Consider the following 15,736-nt stretch of genomic DNA (forward strand, 5'->3'; position numbering starts at 1 on the left):
CGGAGCATGGGCCCCCAGGTGCGCATCGGCTGCTCCGGCTGGAGCTACGAGCACTGGGTCGGCCCGCTCTACCCCGAGGGCACGCCGAAGTCCCGCTGGCGCGACCTCTACGCCGCGCGGTTCGACACCGTCGAGCTCAACGCCAGCTTCTACCGCTGGCCGGGGGTCCGCCCCTTCGAGGGCTGGTCGCGCAGCCTCCCCGACGGCTTCGCGATGACGGTCAAGGCGTCGCGCTGGATCAGCCACGCCCGCCGGCTGCGCGACCCCGACGGCGCCTGGGCCGACCGCCTCGCCGCCGCGCACGACGCCCTCGGCGCGCGCGCCGGGCAGGTGCTCGTGCAGCTGCCCGCCGACCTGGCCCGCGACGACGACCTGCTCGACGCGTTCCTGGCCCGGGTGCCCGACCGGGTCCCGGTCGCCCTCGAGCTGCGCCACCCCTCCTGGGCCCACGACGACGTCGACGCGCTGCTGGCGCGCCACCGCGCGGCGTACGTCGTGACGCACGGGATCGGCACCCTCACCCGCGAGGTCGCCACGGCGCCCCACGCCTACCTCCGGCTGCACGGGCCGGACCCGGAGCGGCCCTACGCCGGGCGCTACGCGGAGGCGCAGCTGCGGCACTGGGCCGACCTGCTGCTGCGCTGGCGGGCCGAGGGCCGCACGGCGTGGTGCTACCTCAACAACGACCTCGGGGGCGCAGCGCTGCACGACGCGGAGCGGCTGCGGACCCTGGTGCGCGAGGGCGTCGGCGAGGCCTAGGCTCCCCCGCGTGGGCGACCCCAGCGACCTGACCAGGCCGGCGATCGTGCTCGTCTCGGAGCACCGCGGCGACTTCCTGCGCGACGAGTTCGACCGCTACGCCCGCGACTACCACCTGCGCACCGCGCGCGACTGCGGCGAGGCGCTCGCGGTCACCGAGGAGCTGCGGGCCGCGGGGCGACCGGTCGCGCTCTTCGTCACCGAGTCGCGGTTGCGCGACTTCCCCGTGCTCGAGGCCATCGCCCGGTGGCGCCAGGTCGTGCCGACCGCGCGCCGCATGGTCGCGGCGCACCACGACCACTTCCTCGAGGACGCCCCGGCGCTGCGCCACGGCATGGCCGCCGGCAAGTACGACGCCTACCTGCTGATGCCCCGCGGCGTGCGCGACGAGGAGTTCCACACCGCGGTCACCGAGCTGCTCTCCGACTGGGGCTCCACGGTGGCCGCCCCGGTGGTCGAGAGCGTGCGCCTCGTCGCCCCGGCCGCCGACGCGCTGGTGCTGTCGGTGCGCGACCTGCTCGACCGCACGGGGCTGCCGCACCGCACCCACGACCCCGCCAGCGGGGTCGGGCGCGAGGTCCTCGAGCGGCTGCCCGACGACCAGCGCGGCCCCGACGGCCGTCCGCTCGGGTGGCCGGTGGTCGACCCGGTGCGCGGCGAGCCCTTCGTGGCGACCAGCGCGCGGCACGTCTCGTCGGCCGTCTTCGGCGCGCCCGACGACGTCGACCTCGGGGAGACCGTGGTCGACGTCGCGGTGGTCGGGGCCGGCCCGGCGGGCCTCGCGACCGCGGTGTACGCCGCGTCCGAGGGGCTCTCGACCGTCGTCCTGGAGTCCGACGTGGTGGGCGGCCAGGCCGGGACCAGCTCGATGATCCGCAACTACCTCGGCTTCCCGCGCGGCATCTCGGGCATGCGGTTGGCGCAGCGGGCGCGCAACCAGGCCATCCGCTTCGGCACCCGCTTCGTCACCGGCTGGGAGGTCACCGCGCTCGAGCCGGGCTCCGGCGAGGAGCCGCACCTGCTGCGCACCGGCGGGGGCGACGCCCGGGCCCGGACGGTGGTGGTGGCGACGGGCGTCGCCTACCGCACGCTCGGCGTGGCGCCGCTCGAGGCCCTGGTCGGCAACGGGGTGCACTACGGCGCCGCGATGAGCGCCGCGCGCGAGATGGAGGGCCACGACGTCGTCGTCGTCGGGGGCGGCAACTCCGCCGGGCAGGCGGCCGTGCACGTCGCCCGCTTCGCGCGCTCGGTCACGATCGTCGTGCGCCGCGAAGGGCTGGCCGAGACGATGTCGGCCTACCTCGTGACCGAGATCGAGACCCACCCGACCATCACGGTGCGCCCCTGCACCCAGGTCGTCGACGGCGGCGGCGACGGCCGGCTCGAGTGGGTGGAGCTGGCCGACACCCGCACCGGGGAGCGCGAGCGCCGAGAGGTCGGCGGACTCCTGCTGCTGCTGGGCGCCGAGCCCCACTGCGAGTGGCTGCCGCCCGCGGTGCAGCGCGACGGGCGCGGCTTCGTGCTCACCGGCCGCGACGTGCCGCGCGAGCAGTGGGTCGACGGGCTGCCGCCGGCCGAGCTGGCCACGGGCGTGCCCGGCGTCTTCGCCGCCGGCGACGTGCGCGCCGGCTCCATGAAGCGCGTGGCCGCCGCGTCGGGCGAGGGCGCCTCGGTGGTGCCGCTCGTCCACGCGCACCTCGCCTGAGCGGCGCGCGCCGGCCGCCCGCGGCTCAGCCGACCTCGTGGCGCCGCGGCGGGTCGGCGCCGGGCCTCGACACCGTGACCGCGGCGACCCGCGCCGCCCACGTCAGCACCGGCTCCCACTCGCGCGGGTCCAGACCCGCCAGCGCCTCGCGGCCCGCGGCGCCGAGCAGGTCGCGCTCCCACAGCGCGTCGAGCAGGCCGGCCATGAAGGTGTCGCCCGCACCGATGGTGTCGGCCACCGTCGTGGCCGGGCTCGCGACGTCCGCCCGACCGGTCGGGGTCACCACGGTCGCGCCGTCGCCGCCGCGGGTCACGACGACGGCGAGCGCGCCCAGCCCGTGCAGGTGGGCGGCGGCCTCCTCCACCGACCGGTCGGGCCACAGCGCCTCGAGGTCCTCGTCGCTGGCCTTCACCACGTCGGCGTGCTCGGCGACCCGCTCCACCGCCCGCACCAGCCCCGGACCCGTGCCGGTGATCGCCGGCCGCACGTTGACGTCGTAGGTCGTGGTGCTGCGCCCACGGGCGGCCGCGAGCACGGCGACCACCTGCGCGCACCCCGGCTCGAGCACCGCCGCGATCGAGCAGGCGTGGACCACCCGGGCCTCGACCGGCGGCAGCGGACCGAGGCGCCAGTCGAGGTCGAAGGTGTAGGACGCGGCGCCACCCTCGTCCAACGTCGCGACGGCGGTCGAGGTGTGCCCCAGCACGACCGGGTCGCCGTGCAGCTCCACCCCGTCGCGGCCCACGTGCTCCGCCAGGACGCGGCCGCGCGCGTCGTCGCCCCACGCCGTCGCGAACCGCACCGGTCGTCCCAACCGGGCCAGGGCCACGGCGACGTTGGCCGCGCTGCCACCGGGGTGCTCGACGTCGGCCGCGCCGGGGCGCCGCACGACGTCGACGAGGGCCTCGCCGAGGACCAGGGCAGGATCCGGGACCGGTGCCGGCACGGGAGCGCTCACCGGGCCTGTCTACCGCACCGCGGCGACGGGGCCGACGTAGCGTCTCGTCCGTGACGCCTCTCGCCGGCCCCGACGACCCGCCCGCGCTGCCTGCGGGGCTCGCCCCGCTCGACCCGGCGGGGGCCGAGCCGCCCTTCGAGCAGCTGCGGGTGCAGGTGGCCCGCGCCGCCGCCTCGGGCGCGCTGCCGGCCGGCACCCGGCTGCCGCCCGTCCGGGCGCTCGCGGCGGCTCTGGGCGTGGCGCCCGGGACCGTCGCCCGGGCCTACCGCGAGCTGGAGGCCGACGGCGTCGTCGTGACCGAGGGTCGGCGCGGCACCTCCGTCGCGGGCTCCGCGACGGCCGGCACCCCGGAGGCGACCCGCGCCGCGGCGGAGTACGCCGCCGCCGCGCGCCGCCTCGGCCTCGGGCTCGCCGAGGCGCAGCGACTCCTCGAGCGGGCCTGGCCCCGCTGACCGCGCTCCGGCTGGCCGAGGCGGCCCGCCGAGGCCGTCTCCCGACCCCCCACCCGGCCCTGTGGAGGAGCGGCCACGGCTGTCGGCGGCACCCGGCAGGCTGGCACCCATGACGACGACCACGCCGACGGAGGCCGCGCAGCGACGCGAGGCGGTGATGCGCAAGGTGCGGGCCCTGCTGGCCAAGGCCGAGGACCCCGCGTCGACCGGCCCCGAGGCGGAGGCGTGCACGGCCAAGGCGACGGCGCTCATCGCGTCGTGGGGCATCGACGCCGCGCTGCTCGCAGCGGACGACCCCGGCAGCGACCCCGTGGGCGACCGCGTGGTGGCGGTCGAGGCGCCCTACGCCGCCGACAAGGCCGACCTGCTCGGCGCGGTGGCGCTGCGGCTGCGCTGCCAGGTGGTGGTGCGCCGGCGCCGCGGCGACGACGGCGTCGAGCGCTCGGTGCACCTCTTCGGCCACCGCAGCGACCTCGAGCGGGCCGAGGTGCTGTGGACCAGCCTGCTGGTGCAGGCCCACCACGGGCTCGCGCGCGCGCCCGTGCCGGCGCGGGCCCACGCCGCCGCTTTCCGGCGGAGCTGGCTCGCCGGCTTCACCGCGGCGGTCGACGTCCGCCTCGCCGAGGCCGAGCGCGCGGCCCGACGAGACGCCGAGGCCGCGGCACCACCGGGCGCCCGCGGCACGGGCCTGGTGCTCGCCGACCGCGACGCCCTGGTCCGCGAGGCGGTCGTCGCGGCCTACCCCGCGGCACGCGAGGCGCGGCCCCGCCGGCTCTCGGGCGGCGGCGCCGAGGAGGGGTGGAGCGCCGGTCAGCGCGCCGACCTGGGCGGCACCCGCCTCGGTGGGCGGCGCGGCCTGCCCGGCTCCTGAGCACCCCCGCACGCACGAGGACCCGCCACCCCGGTGGGGCGGCGGGTCCTCGTGACCGTGCGGTGCGGCGGGGTCAGGCGCTCAGGCCTTGGCCTCGCCGTCGGTGCCCTCGACGGCCTCGTCGGCGGTCTGCTCGGCCGGCGCGTCCTCGGTCGCCGCGGCGACCTCGGGCTCGTCGGTCGTGGGGGCGGGCTCCAGGTCGGCACCGTCGGCGCTGTCGGGCGCCTCGGTGTCGGTGCCCTCGAGCTCCTCGGCCTGGGCCTCGGCGACGACGCTCTCCTCCGGGCCGGACTCCTCGGTGATGTCCGTGGGGCCGACCTCCGCGGCGGGCGCGGCGGCGGACGAGGTGGTCGACGAGCCGGCGGCGGGCTTGGTGGCGCGCTGCTTGGGCTCGTAGGCCTCGGTCACCAGCTCGATGACCGCCATGGGGGCGTTGTCGCCCTTGCGGGGGCCGATCTTCGTGATCCGGGTGTAGCCACCCGGACGCTCCTCGAAGGTCGGGGCGATCTCGGTGAAGAGGGTGTGCACGACGCCCTTGTCGCGGATGGTCTTGAGGACCTCGCGACGGTTGTGCAGGGCGTTCTCGCCGAGGTGGGCCTTCTTGGCCTTGGTGATGAGCTTCTCCGCGACGGGGCGCAGCGTGCGCGCCTTCGCCTCGGTGGTGGTGATCCGGCCGTGCTCGAACAGCGCCGTGGCGAGGTTCGCGAGGATCAGCCGCTGGTGGGCCGGGCTGCCGCCGAGGCGGGCGCCCTTCTTGGGAGTGGGCATCGTGTGCTCTCAGTTCTCCCCGGCCGTGTCAGGTACCGGGGTAGTGGTGGGTGGTGCAGTGCTGCGTGGCGGTGGTGCGCCAGGCGCAGGTCAGTACTGCTCGTCCTCGACGAAGGCATCGTCGTCGTCGTCGCCGTAGGCGGCGAGGGCGGTGGCCGGGTCGAAGCCGGGCGCGCTGTCCTTGAGCGACAGGCCCATCTCGACCAGCTTGGCCTTGACCTCGTCGATCGACTTCGCACCGAAGTTGCGGATGTCGAGCAGGTCCTGCTCCGAGCGGCTGATGAGCTCACCCACGGTGTGGATGCCCTCGCGCTTGAGGCAGTTGTAGGACCGCACGGTGAGCTGCAGGTCCTCGACCGGCAGGGCCAGGTCGGCGGCCAGCTGCTCGTCGACCGGCGACGGGCCGATGTCGATGCCCTCGGCCTCGACGTTGAGCTCACGGGCGAGGCCGAAGAGCTCGACCAGCGTCTTGCCGGCCGAGGCGATCGCGTCGCGGGGACGGATCGAGGGCTTGGTCTCGACGTCGATGACGAGCTTGTCGAAGTCGGTGCGCTGCTCGACACGGGTGGCCTCGACCTTGTAGGTCACCTTCAGCACGGGGCTGTAGATCGAGTCGACCGGCATGCGGCCGATCTCGTTGTCGGCGCCCTTGTTCTGGACGGCCGAGACGTAGCCGCGGCCGCGCTCGACGACCAGCTCCATCTCGAGCTTGCCCTTCTCCGACAGCGTCGCGATCTTCAGGTCGGGGTTGTGCACCTCGACACCGGCCGGGGGCGCGATGTCGGCGGCGGTGACGTCGCCGGCACCGGACTTGCGCAGGTACATCGTGACCGGCTCGTCGTGCTCGGAGGAGACGACGAGGCCCTTGAGGTTGAGGATCACCTCGGTCACGTCCTCCTTGACGCCCTCGATGGTCGAGAACTCGTGGAGGACGGTGTCGATCTTGATGCTCGTGACCGAGGCACCGGGGATCGAGGAGAGCAGGGTGCGGCGCAGGGAGTTGCCGAGCGTGTAGCCGAAGCCCGGCTCCAGGGGCTCGATGACGAACCGCGAGCGGAACTCGTCGACGGTCTCTTCCGACAGGGTGGGGCGCTGTGCGATGAGCACTGGTTCTTTCCTTCCCGGGCCCACCCGCCATATGACGGGCCCGAACAACGTGGATGACGGAAGCGGAGCTGTGCGGTCCCCCCGCGGACGGGGAGGCGGCGGGGGCCCGGGCGGACCCGGACCCCCGACCGGATCACTTCTTGGAGTAGAACTCCACGATCAGCTGCTCCTGGACCGGGACGTCGATCTGCGCCCGGACGGGGACCTGGTGCACCAGGATGCGCATGCGCGAGGGCAGCACCTCCATCCAGGCCGGGACGACGCGCTCGCCGTGGGTCTCGCGGGCGACGATGAACGGGGTCGTCTCGAGCGACTTCTCCCGGACGTCGACGATGTCGTACGCGGTGACCTGGTAGGACGGGATGTCGACCTTCTTGCCGTTGACCAGGAAGTGGCCGTGGACCACGAGCTGGCGGGCGTGGCGGCGCGTGCGGGCGAAGCCCGCGCGGTAGACCACGTTGTCGAGGCGGCACTCCAGCAGCTGCAGGAGGTTGTCGCCGGTCTTGCCGGAGCGGCGCGAGGCCTCGACGTAGTAGTTGTGGAACTGCTTCTCCATCACGCCGTAGGTGAAGCGGGCCTTCTGCTTCTCCTGGAGCTGCGAGCGGTACTCGCTCTCCTTGATGCGGGCGCGACCGTGCTGGCCGGGCGCGTAGGGACGACGCTCGAAGGCGGCGTCACCGCCGACCAGGTCGACACCGAGACGGCGCGACTTGCGGGTCATGGGGCCGGTGTAGCGGGCCATGTCTGTCTGCTCCTAGGTCTCTGGTGTCGGGCTCAGACGCGCCGGCGCTTGGGCGGGCGGCATCCGTTGTGGGGCGTGGGCGTGACGTCCTGGATGGTGCCGACCTCGAGGCCGATCGCACCCAGGGACCGGATCGCCGTCTCGCGGCCCGAGCCCGGGCCCTTGACGAAGACGTCGATCTTCTTCATGCCGTGCTCCATCGCCCGACGCCCAGCGGCCTCGGCGGCCATCTGTGCGGCGAAGGGGGTGGACTTGCGCGAGCCCTTGAAGCCGACGGTGCCGGCCGAGGCCCACGAGATCACCGCACCGGTGGGGTCGGTGATCGTGACGATGGTGTTGTTGAACGTGCTCTTGATGTGGGCTTCGCCCTGAGCGACGTTCTTCTTCTCCTTGCGGCGCACCTTCTTGGCGCCGGCCGCTGCGCGGCTCTTGGGAGGCATGCGGGTTCTCTCCTGCGGTTCTAGAGGCTGGGGGGGCGGAAGTCAGCGGTGACGCGGCGGGGCCGCAGCGTCACTTCGCCTTCTTCTTGCCGGCGACGGTGCGCTTGGGGCCCTTGCGGGTGCGCGCGTTGGTCTTCGTGCGCTGACCGCGGACGGGCAGGCCCATGCGGTGACGACGACCCTGGTAGCTGCCGATCTCGATCTTGCGGCGGATGTCGGCCTGGACCTCGCGACGGAGGTCACCCTCGATCTTGTAGGTGGCCTCGATCGCGTCGCGGAGCTTCACGAGCTCCTCGTCACCGAGCTGGTGGACGCGCATGTTGGGGTCGACGCCGGTCTCGGCGAGGAGCTTCTGGGCGGAGGAACGGCCGATGCCGTAGATGTAGGTGAGTGCGATCTCGATGCGCTTGTCGCGCGGGAGGTCGACACCGACGAGGCGTGCCATGAGGTGGCGGTATCCCTTCGGGTTGCGGCAGAGGTGTCGGTCGTGTCGCGTCCCGCTCCTCGTCGGTGCGGGCCCCGGCCTCTGCGCCGGGGGTGGTCGAGCCGGGCGGTGCCCGGTTCAGCGATCACGTGGGGTGGTGCGGTGGAGCTGACGCGCCGTGGGGCACGTCGTACGCCGGTGGGCGCGGGTGAGCGGTGGGCTCAGCCCTGGCGCTGCTTGTGGCGCGGGTTCTCGCAGATGACCATGACGCGGCCATGGCGACGGATCACCTGGCACTTGTCGCAGATCTTCTTGACGCTGGGGTTGACCTTCACAGGAGGCCCTTTCGAGTGTCGGCTGGCAGAGCAGCAGACCGCGGTGCGCGGCCTACTTGTAGCGGTAGACGATCCGACCTCGGGTGAGGTCGTACGGCGAGAGCTCCACCACCACGCGGTCCTCGGGGAGGATGCGGATGTAGTGCTGCCGCATCTTGCCGCTGATGTGGGCGAGGACCTTGTGGCCGTTGGAGAGCTCCACCCGGAACATCGCGTTCGGGAGTGCCTCCACCACGGTGCCCTCGATCTCGATCACGCCTTCTTTCTTCGGCATGTCCTCCGCAATCTGTCGTTGGTCGGTGCCTACCGTCGGCCCGGGAACCGCCCCGGGGCGCCCGCGTGCGGGCAGTCCGGGTGGACCTCGTGCAGCCGCTCCGCACGCCTCTTCCCGGGCGCACCGCGCCGCTGCCGGTGAGGGCGGAGGAGCGAGGACCGAGCAGCCGCGAGGCAGCGCAGGGCGGACCCACGTTGGGCCGACACGCCAGTCTAGGGGGACGGCGCGGCAAACCCCTAATCGCAGGTGGGGTCGCGCGGGGCGGGGGGTCAGGCGTGCGCGGCGGCCCCGACGGGCACCTCGGCACCCGCGCCGAGAGCCGCCGCCAGCAGCTCCAGCGTGCGCTCGCGGGCGGGCGCGCGGTCGGCCGGCGTGCCCGCCACGGCGCTCGCCACCGGGTGCACCATCACCTCGTCGACGTCGTGCTCGGCGGCGAGCGCACGCACCCGCGCCGCGGCCGCGACCGGCTCGTCGACCACCCAGCGCGACAGCATCGCCTCGACCAGGGGGCGGTGCGCGTCGGCGACCGGTGCGGCCTCGGCCTCCTCGACCAGGCGCTGCGGGGTGAGCGGGGCGCCCGTGCGCAGGGCGACCATCGCCTGCACCTGCGGGAGCGCGAGCCGCAGCGCCTCCTCGCGGGTCGGGGCCACCGCGACGTTGACGGTGAGGAAGGTCGTGGGCCGCTCGGCGTGCTCCGATGGGCGGAAGCCGTCGCGGTAGAGCCGCAGCGCCTCGGCCGTGCCCTGGCCCGAGAAGTGGTGGGCGAAGACGTAGGGCAGGCCCCGCTCGGCCGCCAGGCGTGCGGAGTAGTCGGAGGAGCCGAGGAGCCAGACCGCCGGCACGCCCGTGGCCGCCGGCGTGGCCCGCAGCGCGTGCACCCGGCCACCGACCCGCAGGCCGACCCCGTCGCGGTCGAGCATGGCGAGCACGTCGTCGACGTGCTGCGGGAAGCGCGCGACCGCGTCCTCCTCGACCCCGCCGGCACCGTGGCGCAGCGCCCAGCTCGTGACCGGGTCGGAGCCGGGCGCCCGACCGATGCCGAGGTCGACGCGACCCGGGAAGGCAGCCTCGAGCAGCGCGAGCTGCTCGGCCACCACGAGCGGCGCGTGGTTGGGGAGCATGATCCCGCCCGAGCCGACGCGGATGCGGTCGGTCGCGGCGGCCAGCAGCGCCATCAGCACCGGCGGGTTGGTCGCTGCGACCGCCGGCATGTTGTGGTGCTCGGCGACCCAGTAGCGGCGGTAGCCCAGCCGGTCGGCCACCTGCGCCAGCGCGCGGGTGGCCGCGACGGCGTCGGCGCTGGTCTGGTCGCTGCGCACGGGCACCAGGTCGAGCACCGACAGCGTCGGGGTGCGGCGGACGGGCTCCGGGGCGGCGTCGTGGGAGGTCACCCCGGGTCCAACGTGGCCCGCCGGGGGCTTGTTCCCCGCCACCCCGCTCCCCGCGTGCGTCATCGCGAGCGCACGCCACTGCGTGCAGGAACGCGTGCCGCGACGAGGGGCGGGCCGGGGCGGGCCGTACGCCGGGAGGGCGAGGTGGTCAGTCGGCGGCGAGGCGGGCGAGGGCCTGGCGCACCAGCGCGGGGTCGGTGGTCGACCACATGGGCGGGAGGCTGGCCTTGAGGAACCCGCCGTAGCGGGCGGTGGCGATGCGGGGGTCGAGGAGCGCCACGACGCCGCGGTCGGCGGTGGTGCGGACCAGGCGGCCGGCGCCCTGGGCGAGCAGGAGCGCGGCGTGGGTGGCGGCGACCTGCATGAAGCCGTTGCCACCGGCCTGGTCGGCGGCCCGCTGGCGCGCGCTCATCAGCGGGTCGTCGGGGCGCGGGAAGGGGATGCGGTCGATCATCACCAGCTGGCAGGTGTCGCCCGGCACGTCGAGGCCCTGCCAGAGGCTGAGCGTGCCGAAGAGGCAGGTGTGGGGGTCGGCCACGAACTGGCGCGCGAGCTCGGGCAGCTGTGCGTCGCCCTGGGCGAGCGTGGTCAGGTGGGGCAGCCGCTCGCGGACGGCCTCGGCCGCCGCCTCGGCCGCCCGGCGAGACGAGAAGAGACCGAGGGCGCGGCCGTCGGAGGCGTCGACCAGCTCGACGATCTCGTCGAGCTGGGCCGGGCCGAGACCGTCGCGGCCCGGCGGCGGCAGGTGGCGGGCGACGTAGAGGATCGCCTGCTTGCCGTAGTCGAACGGCGAGCCGACGTCGAGGCCGCGCCACGGCAGCACACCCTCGGCCGGGGCGGGCGCCTCCTGCCCGTCGAGCACCCGCTCGCTCGGCTTGAGCCCGAGCGTGCCGGCGACGGCCGCGAAGTCGCCGCCGAGCATCAGCGTCGCCGACGTCATGACGGTGGTCTTCTCTGCCAGCAACCGGTCGCGCAGCGTGCCCCACACCTGCAGCGGCGCCACGCACAGCCGCGCCGGCACCCGCTCGCGGGCCTCGCTGAGCCACAGCACGTCGGAGTCGAGCGCCGCGGCCATCCGCTCGGCGACCTGGTGCACCTCCTGCACCCAGCCCTTGGCCTGCTGCTTGCCGGGGTCGGCCCCCTCACCGGAGGAGCCCGAGCCCGGCTCCTCGCGCGGGAAGGCCGAGAGGCAGGCGCGCGCCGCGTCGCGCACCAGCACCAGCGCGTCGGCGAGCTGCTGGGGCTGGCGGTCGATGCGACCGGCGTCGACCTCGCGCAACGCGTCGTCGAGGGCGCCGGCGGCGTCGTCGAGGTCGTCGGCCTCGCCGCCGTCGACGTGGCGCGCCGCGCGCCGGGCCGCGCGCTCGACGTCGCCGACCGACAGCTCGTCGGTGGCGGCCTGGGTGACGCGGGCGACCAGCTCGTGGGCCTCGTCGACGACGACGGCGTCGTAGTCGGGGATCATCGGCACGCCCTCGATCGCGTCGATGGCGAGCAGCGAGTGGTTGGTGACCACGAGCTGGCTGCGCTGCGCCCGCTCCTTGGCCAGCTCGGCGAAGCACTCCGTGCCGTAGGCGCAGCGCGACGCGCCGAGGCACTCGCGCGCGCTCACGCTCACCTGGCGCCAGACCCGCTCGGTGTGGCGCGGCGCGCCGTCGCGCTCACCGGTGCCGCCACCGGCGGCCTCCTCCTCGACCCACTCGCGCAGCGCGACCACCTCGGCCCCGAGGCTGCCCTCGGGCATCGAGACGAGCGCGCCCTGCTCGTCGGGCACGCCCTCGCGCACGCGGTGCAGGCACGCGTAGTTGGAACGGCCCTTGAGCACGGCGAAGGAGGTGTCGAGCCCGGGGAAGTCGCCGAGCGCCTCGACCAGCCGCGGCAGGTCGCGCTCGACCAGCTGGTGCTGCAGCGCGAGGGTCGCCGTGGCCACCACGACGCGGCGGTCGTGGAGCAGCGCCGGCACGAGGTAGGCCAGCGACTTGCCGGTGCCCGTGCCGGCCTGCACGAGCAGGTGGCGCTCCTCGGCGAAGGCCTCGGCGACGGCGCGGGCCATCTCGACCTGACCGTCGCGCCGCTCGCCGCCCAGCTTCTCGACGGCGCGCCCCAGCAGCGCCTCGACGGCGTCGGCGGGGGCGCTCACGGTGGTGGTCTCCGGCACCGCTGCACCCTAACCGCGACCGCCGACCTCGGCCGCCGCGACGGCCGCGGCCTGTGGAGACGAGGTCAGCGGGCCCAGGTCGTGCGGTAGGCGGCGAGCCGTGCCCGCCCCCGCTCGACCGCGGCCGCGAGCCCCGGCAGCAGGTCGGCCGCGCGCGCGAGGTCCCCCGTGGCGCCGCAGTCCTCCACGGCGAAGGCCGCCTCGCCGAGGCTGACCAGCCCGAGGTTGGTCGCCGAGCCCTTGAGGCTGTGCGCGGCGTGGCGCAGCGCCTCGGCGTCGCCCGCCTCGACCGCCCTCCGCGCCGCCGCGACCAGGTCCGCGCTGCCTGCGGCGAAGCGCCCGATGACGCGGTCGAGGTAGGCGTGGTCGTCGGTGAGGTCGCGCAGCATCGCCAACCGCTCCTCGTCGACCACGTCGTCCACCACGTCGTCCACCACGTCGTCGACCACGCCGTCGGGCACGTCGTCGGGCAGGTCCGCGCCGACCCCGTCGCCGTCGACCGCGTCGGCGTCTGCCCCGGCCGAGGCGTCCCGCTCCCCCGGGGCCGGCTCGCCGGCCACGCCGGTCCACCGCTCGACGACGTCGCCGAGGGCGCGCGGGTCGACCGGCTTGGTGAGGAAGTCGTCCATGCCGGCCTCGAGGCACCGGTCGCGCTCGCCGACCAGCGCCGAGGCGGTCATCGCGATGATCGGCACGTGGGACCCACCGCGCTCGGCCTCCAGCTCGCGGATCGCGCGCGTCGCCTCGTAGCCGTCGAGGCGCGGCATCTGCAGGTCCATCAGCACCGCGGCGTAGCCCGCACCCTCGCCCTGCTGGAGGGCACGGCGCACGGCGTGGACGGCGGCGAGACCGTCGTCGGCGGTCTCGGCGTCGTGGCCGAGTGCCTCGAGCAACCCGGTCGCGACCATCTGGTTGACCGGGTTGTCCTCCACCACCAGCACGGGCCGGGCGTGCGTGACGGCCGCGGCGGTGTGGCCCGCCGGCCGGTCGCCCGCGACGTGGTGGAGCACGAGGCTGCGCAGCGCGGAGGTGAGCACCGGCTTGCTCACCGCGGCCGCGATGCCGGCCTCCTGCAGCCGCGCCCGGCTCGGCGGCAGCGCGGAGCTCAGCAGCACCAGCGGGAGGTCGTCGAGCTCGCGGCGCGCGCGCACCGCCCGGGCGAGGTCGAAGCCGTCTCGGTCGGGCATGGCGAAGTCCAGGAGCACGAGCGCGAAGGGGTCGTCCTCCGCCAGCGCCGCGTCGAGCCGGTCGAGCGCCTCCTCGACGCTCGAGGTCGCGGCGCACCGCATGCCCCACCAGCCCACCTGCTCGGTGAGGATCAGCCGGTTGTGCTCGTCGTCGTCCACGACCAGGACCCGTCGCCCCGCCAGCCGCTCCCGGGCGCGCCGGTCGGCGAGCGCCGCCTCACCGCCCTCGGCCGCGGCGAGTCGCGCGGTGAACCAGAAGCGCGAGCCCTCCCCCGGTGTGCTCTCGACGCCGATCTCCCCGCCGAGCGCGTGCACGATCTCGCGGCAGATCGCCAGGCCCAGGCCCGTGCCGCCGTAGCGCCGGGTGGTGGACGCGTCGGCCTGCACGAAGCGCTGGAAGACGTCGCGCTGCTGCTCCGGCTCGATGCCGACCCCGGTGTCGACGACCTCGACCTGCAGCAGCGTCGAGCCGTCGTCGGCCGGGCTGGCGCCTGCCTCGATCAGCACCCGGCCCTCGTCGGTGAACTTCACGGCGTTGGACCCGAGGTTGGTCAGCACCTGCGCGAGGCGCGTGGGGTCGCCCCGCAGCGCCGCCGGCACCTCGGGGTGGCAGGCGACGACCAGGTCGAGCCCGCGTGCCCGGGCGGCCTCGCCGAGCACCGCCGCCACCTGGTCGAAGACCGCGCGCACGTCGAAGTCGACCGACTCCAGCGCGAGGTGGCCGGCCTCGATCTTGGAGAAGTCGAGCACGTCGTCGACGATCGCGAGCAGCGCCCGGCTCGAGACCTGCACCCCGGTGGCGAGCCGGTGCTGCTCGGCGTCGAGGTCGGTGCGCAGCAGCAGGTCGTTGAGCCCGATGACGCCGTTGAGCGGGGTGCGGATCTCGTGGCTCATCGTGGCCAGGAAGTCCGACTTCTGCCGCGAGCCCTCCTCGGCGGCGTCGCGCGCGGTGGCGAGCTCCTGCGCGGTGCGCTCCCGCTCGACGACGTGGGCGATCTGCACCCCCGCCTGGCGCACCATGTCGGCGATCATGTGGGGCCGCCGGAAGGGCTCGGGCTCGCCGATCACGAGCACCGCGGCGACCTCGCCGCGGTGCAGCACCGGGAAGCCGATGCTGTGGCGGCCGGGCGGGTCCTCCCCCCACAGGACGTCGCGTGCGTCGTGCACCCGCTGGGCGAGCTCGCGCTCGGCGGCCAGCAGCTCGGGCTGCGCCTCGTCCTCGGCGCGGTCCGCCTCGCGCAGCCAGTACGGCGCGACCCGGCCGTGCTCGTCAGGCAGGTAGGCCCGGCCCCGGTCCCAGTCCTCGTGGGCCACCACGAGGTCCTGCGCCATCAGCAGCACCTCGTCGAACGTCTCGGCCTGGTTGGCGGCCGCGGCGGTGGCCTGCATGAGCGCGTTCTGCAGGGCCGCGTCCTGCAGCGCCTCCTGGGCCTCGCGGCGCTCCTGCACGTCCTGGAAGGTGCCGGTGTGCACGACCCCGCCGGTCTCGTCGGTGCTCGCCCGCCCGCGGCCGGCGAACCACCGCCAGCCGTCGGCCGTGCGGATGCGCACCTCCGCGGCCCAGGACTCGCCCTCCTCGTAGGCCTCGGCCGACACGCGGTCGAGCCCCTCGACGTCGTCGGGGTGCACGAGGGCGAGGAAGCCGTCGCGCGTGCGCGGTGCCGCCGCGGGGTCCAGGCCGAGCGCCGCGCACAGCCCCTCGGAGACCAGCAGCAGGTCGGTGTCGACGTCGTAGCGCCAGCTGCCGACGCGGGCGATCCGCTCCGCCTCGGCCAGCGCGAGCTGCTGGCGGCTCAGCGTCTGCACCAGCAGCCGCCGCTCGGTCCAGTCGGTCACGTGCAGCACGACGCGCGCCGGCTCGTCGTCGTCGGCGGGCAGCAGCGACTCGCTCATCAGGACCCAGGTGCCGGAGCCGTCCTTGCGCACCAGCAGGCACTCGACCGCCTCGGGGTTGGCCCGCCCCGCCCGCAGCTGCGCGAAGTGGGCACCGAGCTGCACCCGACCGACCTCGTCGTGCACGTCGTACATCGACAGGCCGACCATCTCCGCAGGCGTGCGGCCGAGCTGGCGGGCCATCGCGCGGTTGGCGTAGAGGGTGCGACCGTCGAGGTCGACCACCCAGATGCCGTCCGGCGACGCCTCGACGATGTCGCGGTGCACAGCCA

The 15,736-nt window shown here is 75.1% G+C and carries 15 protein-coding genes; 4 read left to right on the plus strand and 11 right to left on the minus strand.

The features are described 5' to 3' along the window. The first annotated feature begins 6 nt into the window (after positions 1-6). Together BJ989_RS16300 and BJ989_RS16305 are read left to right on the plus strand one after the other, a co-directional pair. Positions 7-759 (plus strand): DUF72 domain-containing protein, encoded by a 753-nt coding sequence (locus BJ989_RS16300; RefSeq protein WP_179519111.1) that lies wholly within the window; start codon positions 7-9, stop codon positions 757-759. Positions 760-769: 10 nt separating this feature from the next. Beyond that, on the plus strand, positions 770-2,464 hold the full coding sequence (locus BJ989_RS16305) for an NAD(P)/FAD-dependent oxidoreductase (RefSeq protein WP_343049449.1): 1,695 nt from the start codon (positions 770-772) through the stop codon (positions 2,462-2,464). Between the two features lie 25 nt (positions 2,465-2,489). On the opposite strand, the gene BJ989_RS16310 is transcribed toward BJ989_RS16305, so the two are convergent. Then, positions 2,490-3,422, minus strand: coding sequence for a carbohydrate kinase family protein (locus BJ989_RS16310; protein WP_343049450.1), 933 nt, complete (start codon positions 3,420-3,422; stop codon positions 2,490-2,492). A 50-nt stretch (positions 3,423-3,472) separates the two neighbouring features. Between BJ989_RS16310 and BJ989_RS16315 the strand changes: the two genes are divergently transcribed. Together BJ989_RS16315 and BJ989_RS16320 are read left to right on the plus strand one after the other, a co-directional pair. Further along, entirely contained in the window at positions 3,473-3,874 is a 402-nt protein-coding gene (locus BJ989_RS16315; protein ID WP_343049451.1) for a GntR family transcriptional regulator, read from the plus strand. Between the two features lie 109 nt (positions 3,875-3,983). After that, positions 3,984-4,745, plus strand: a complete 762-nt coding sequence (locus BJ989_RS16320) for a DUF2786 domain-containing protein (RefSeq protein WP_179519112.1) — start codon at positions 3,984-3,986, stop codon at positions 4,743-4,745. 81 nt (positions 4,746-4,826) lie between these two features. Here the strand turns inward: BJ989_RS16320 and rplQ are convergent, their stop codons facing one another. The 10 genes from rplQ to BJ989_RS16370 form a co-directional block, all read right to left on the minus strand. Continuing rightward, complete coding sequence (gene rplQ, locus BJ989_RS16325; protein WP_179519113.1) at positions 4,827-5,513, minus strand: 50S ribosomal protein L17; 687 nt, start codon at positions 5,511-5,513, stop codon at positions 4,827-4,829. Positions 5,514-5,603: 90 nt separating this feature from the next. After that, positions 5,604-6,620, minus strand: coding sequence for a DNA-directed RNA polymerase subunit alpha (locus tag BJ989_RS16330; protein ID WP_179519114.1), 1,017 nt, complete (start codon positions 6,618-6,620; stop codon positions 5,604-5,606). 133 nt (positions 6,621-6,753) lie between these two features. Then, complete coding sequence (gene rpsD, locus BJ989_RS16335) at positions 6,754-7,362, minus strand: 30S ribosomal protein S4 (protein ID WP_179519115.1); 609 nt, start codon at positions 7,360-7,362, stop codon at positions 6,754-6,756. 32 nt (positions 7,363-7,394) lie between these two features. Further along, on the minus strand, positions 7,395-7,802 hold the full coding sequence (gene rpsK, locus BJ989_RS16340; RefSeq protein WP_125038984.1) for a 30S ribosomal protein S11: 408 nt from the start codon (positions 7,800-7,802) through the stop codon (positions 7,395-7,397). Between the two features lie 70 nt (positions 7,803-7,872). Next, entirely contained in the window at positions 7,873-8,247 is a 375-nt protein-coding gene (rpsM, locus tag BJ989_RS16345) for a 30S ribosomal protein S13 (protein WP_179519116.1), read from the minus strand. Between the two features lie 200 nt (positions 8,248-8,447). Further along, positions 8,448-8,561 (minus strand): 50S ribosomal protein L36, encoded by a 114-nt coding sequence (gene rpmJ / locus BJ989_RS16350; RefSeq protein ID WP_056862094.1) that lies wholly within the window; start codon positions 8,559-8,561, stop codon positions 8,448-8,450. A 52-nt stretch (positions 8,562-8,613) separates the two neighbouring features. After that, positions 8,614-8,835, minus strand: a complete 222-nt coding sequence (gene infA, locus BJ989_RS16355) for a translation initiation factor IF-1 (RefSeq protein WP_011757309.1) — start codon at positions 8,833-8,835, stop codon at positions 8,614-8,616. Between the two features lie 269 nt (positions 8,836-9,104). Further along, complete coding sequence (locus BJ989_RS16360) at positions 9,105-10,226, minus strand: LLM class flavin-dependent oxidoreductase (protein ID WP_343049453.1); 1,122 nt, start codon at positions 10,224-10,226, stop codon at positions 9,105-9,107. Positions 10,227-10,374: 148 nt separating this feature from the next. Beyond that, positions 10,375-12,384 carry an ATP-dependent DNA helicase gene (locus BJ989_RS16365; protein WP_425490011.1) on the minus strand — a complete coding sequence of 670 codons (2,010 nt, stop codon included), beginning with the start codon at positions 12,382-12,384 and terminating at the stop codon, positions 10,375-10,377. A 65-nt stretch (positions 12,385-12,449) separates the two neighbouring features. Beyond that, positions 12,450-15,731 (minus strand): response regulator, encoded by a 3,282-nt coding sequence (locus BJ989_RS16370; protein ID WP_179519118.1) that lies wholly within the window; start codon positions 15,729-15,731, stop codon positions 12,450-12,452. Between the last annotated feature and the right edge of the window lie 5 nt (positions 15,732-15,736).

Origin of the sequence: Nocardioides perillae (assembly GCF_013409425.1) — a bacterium.
In the GTDB taxonomy this organism is placed as follows: Bacteria; Actinomycetota; Actinomycetes; order Propionibacteriales; family Nocardioidaceae; genus Nocardioides; species Nocardioides perillae.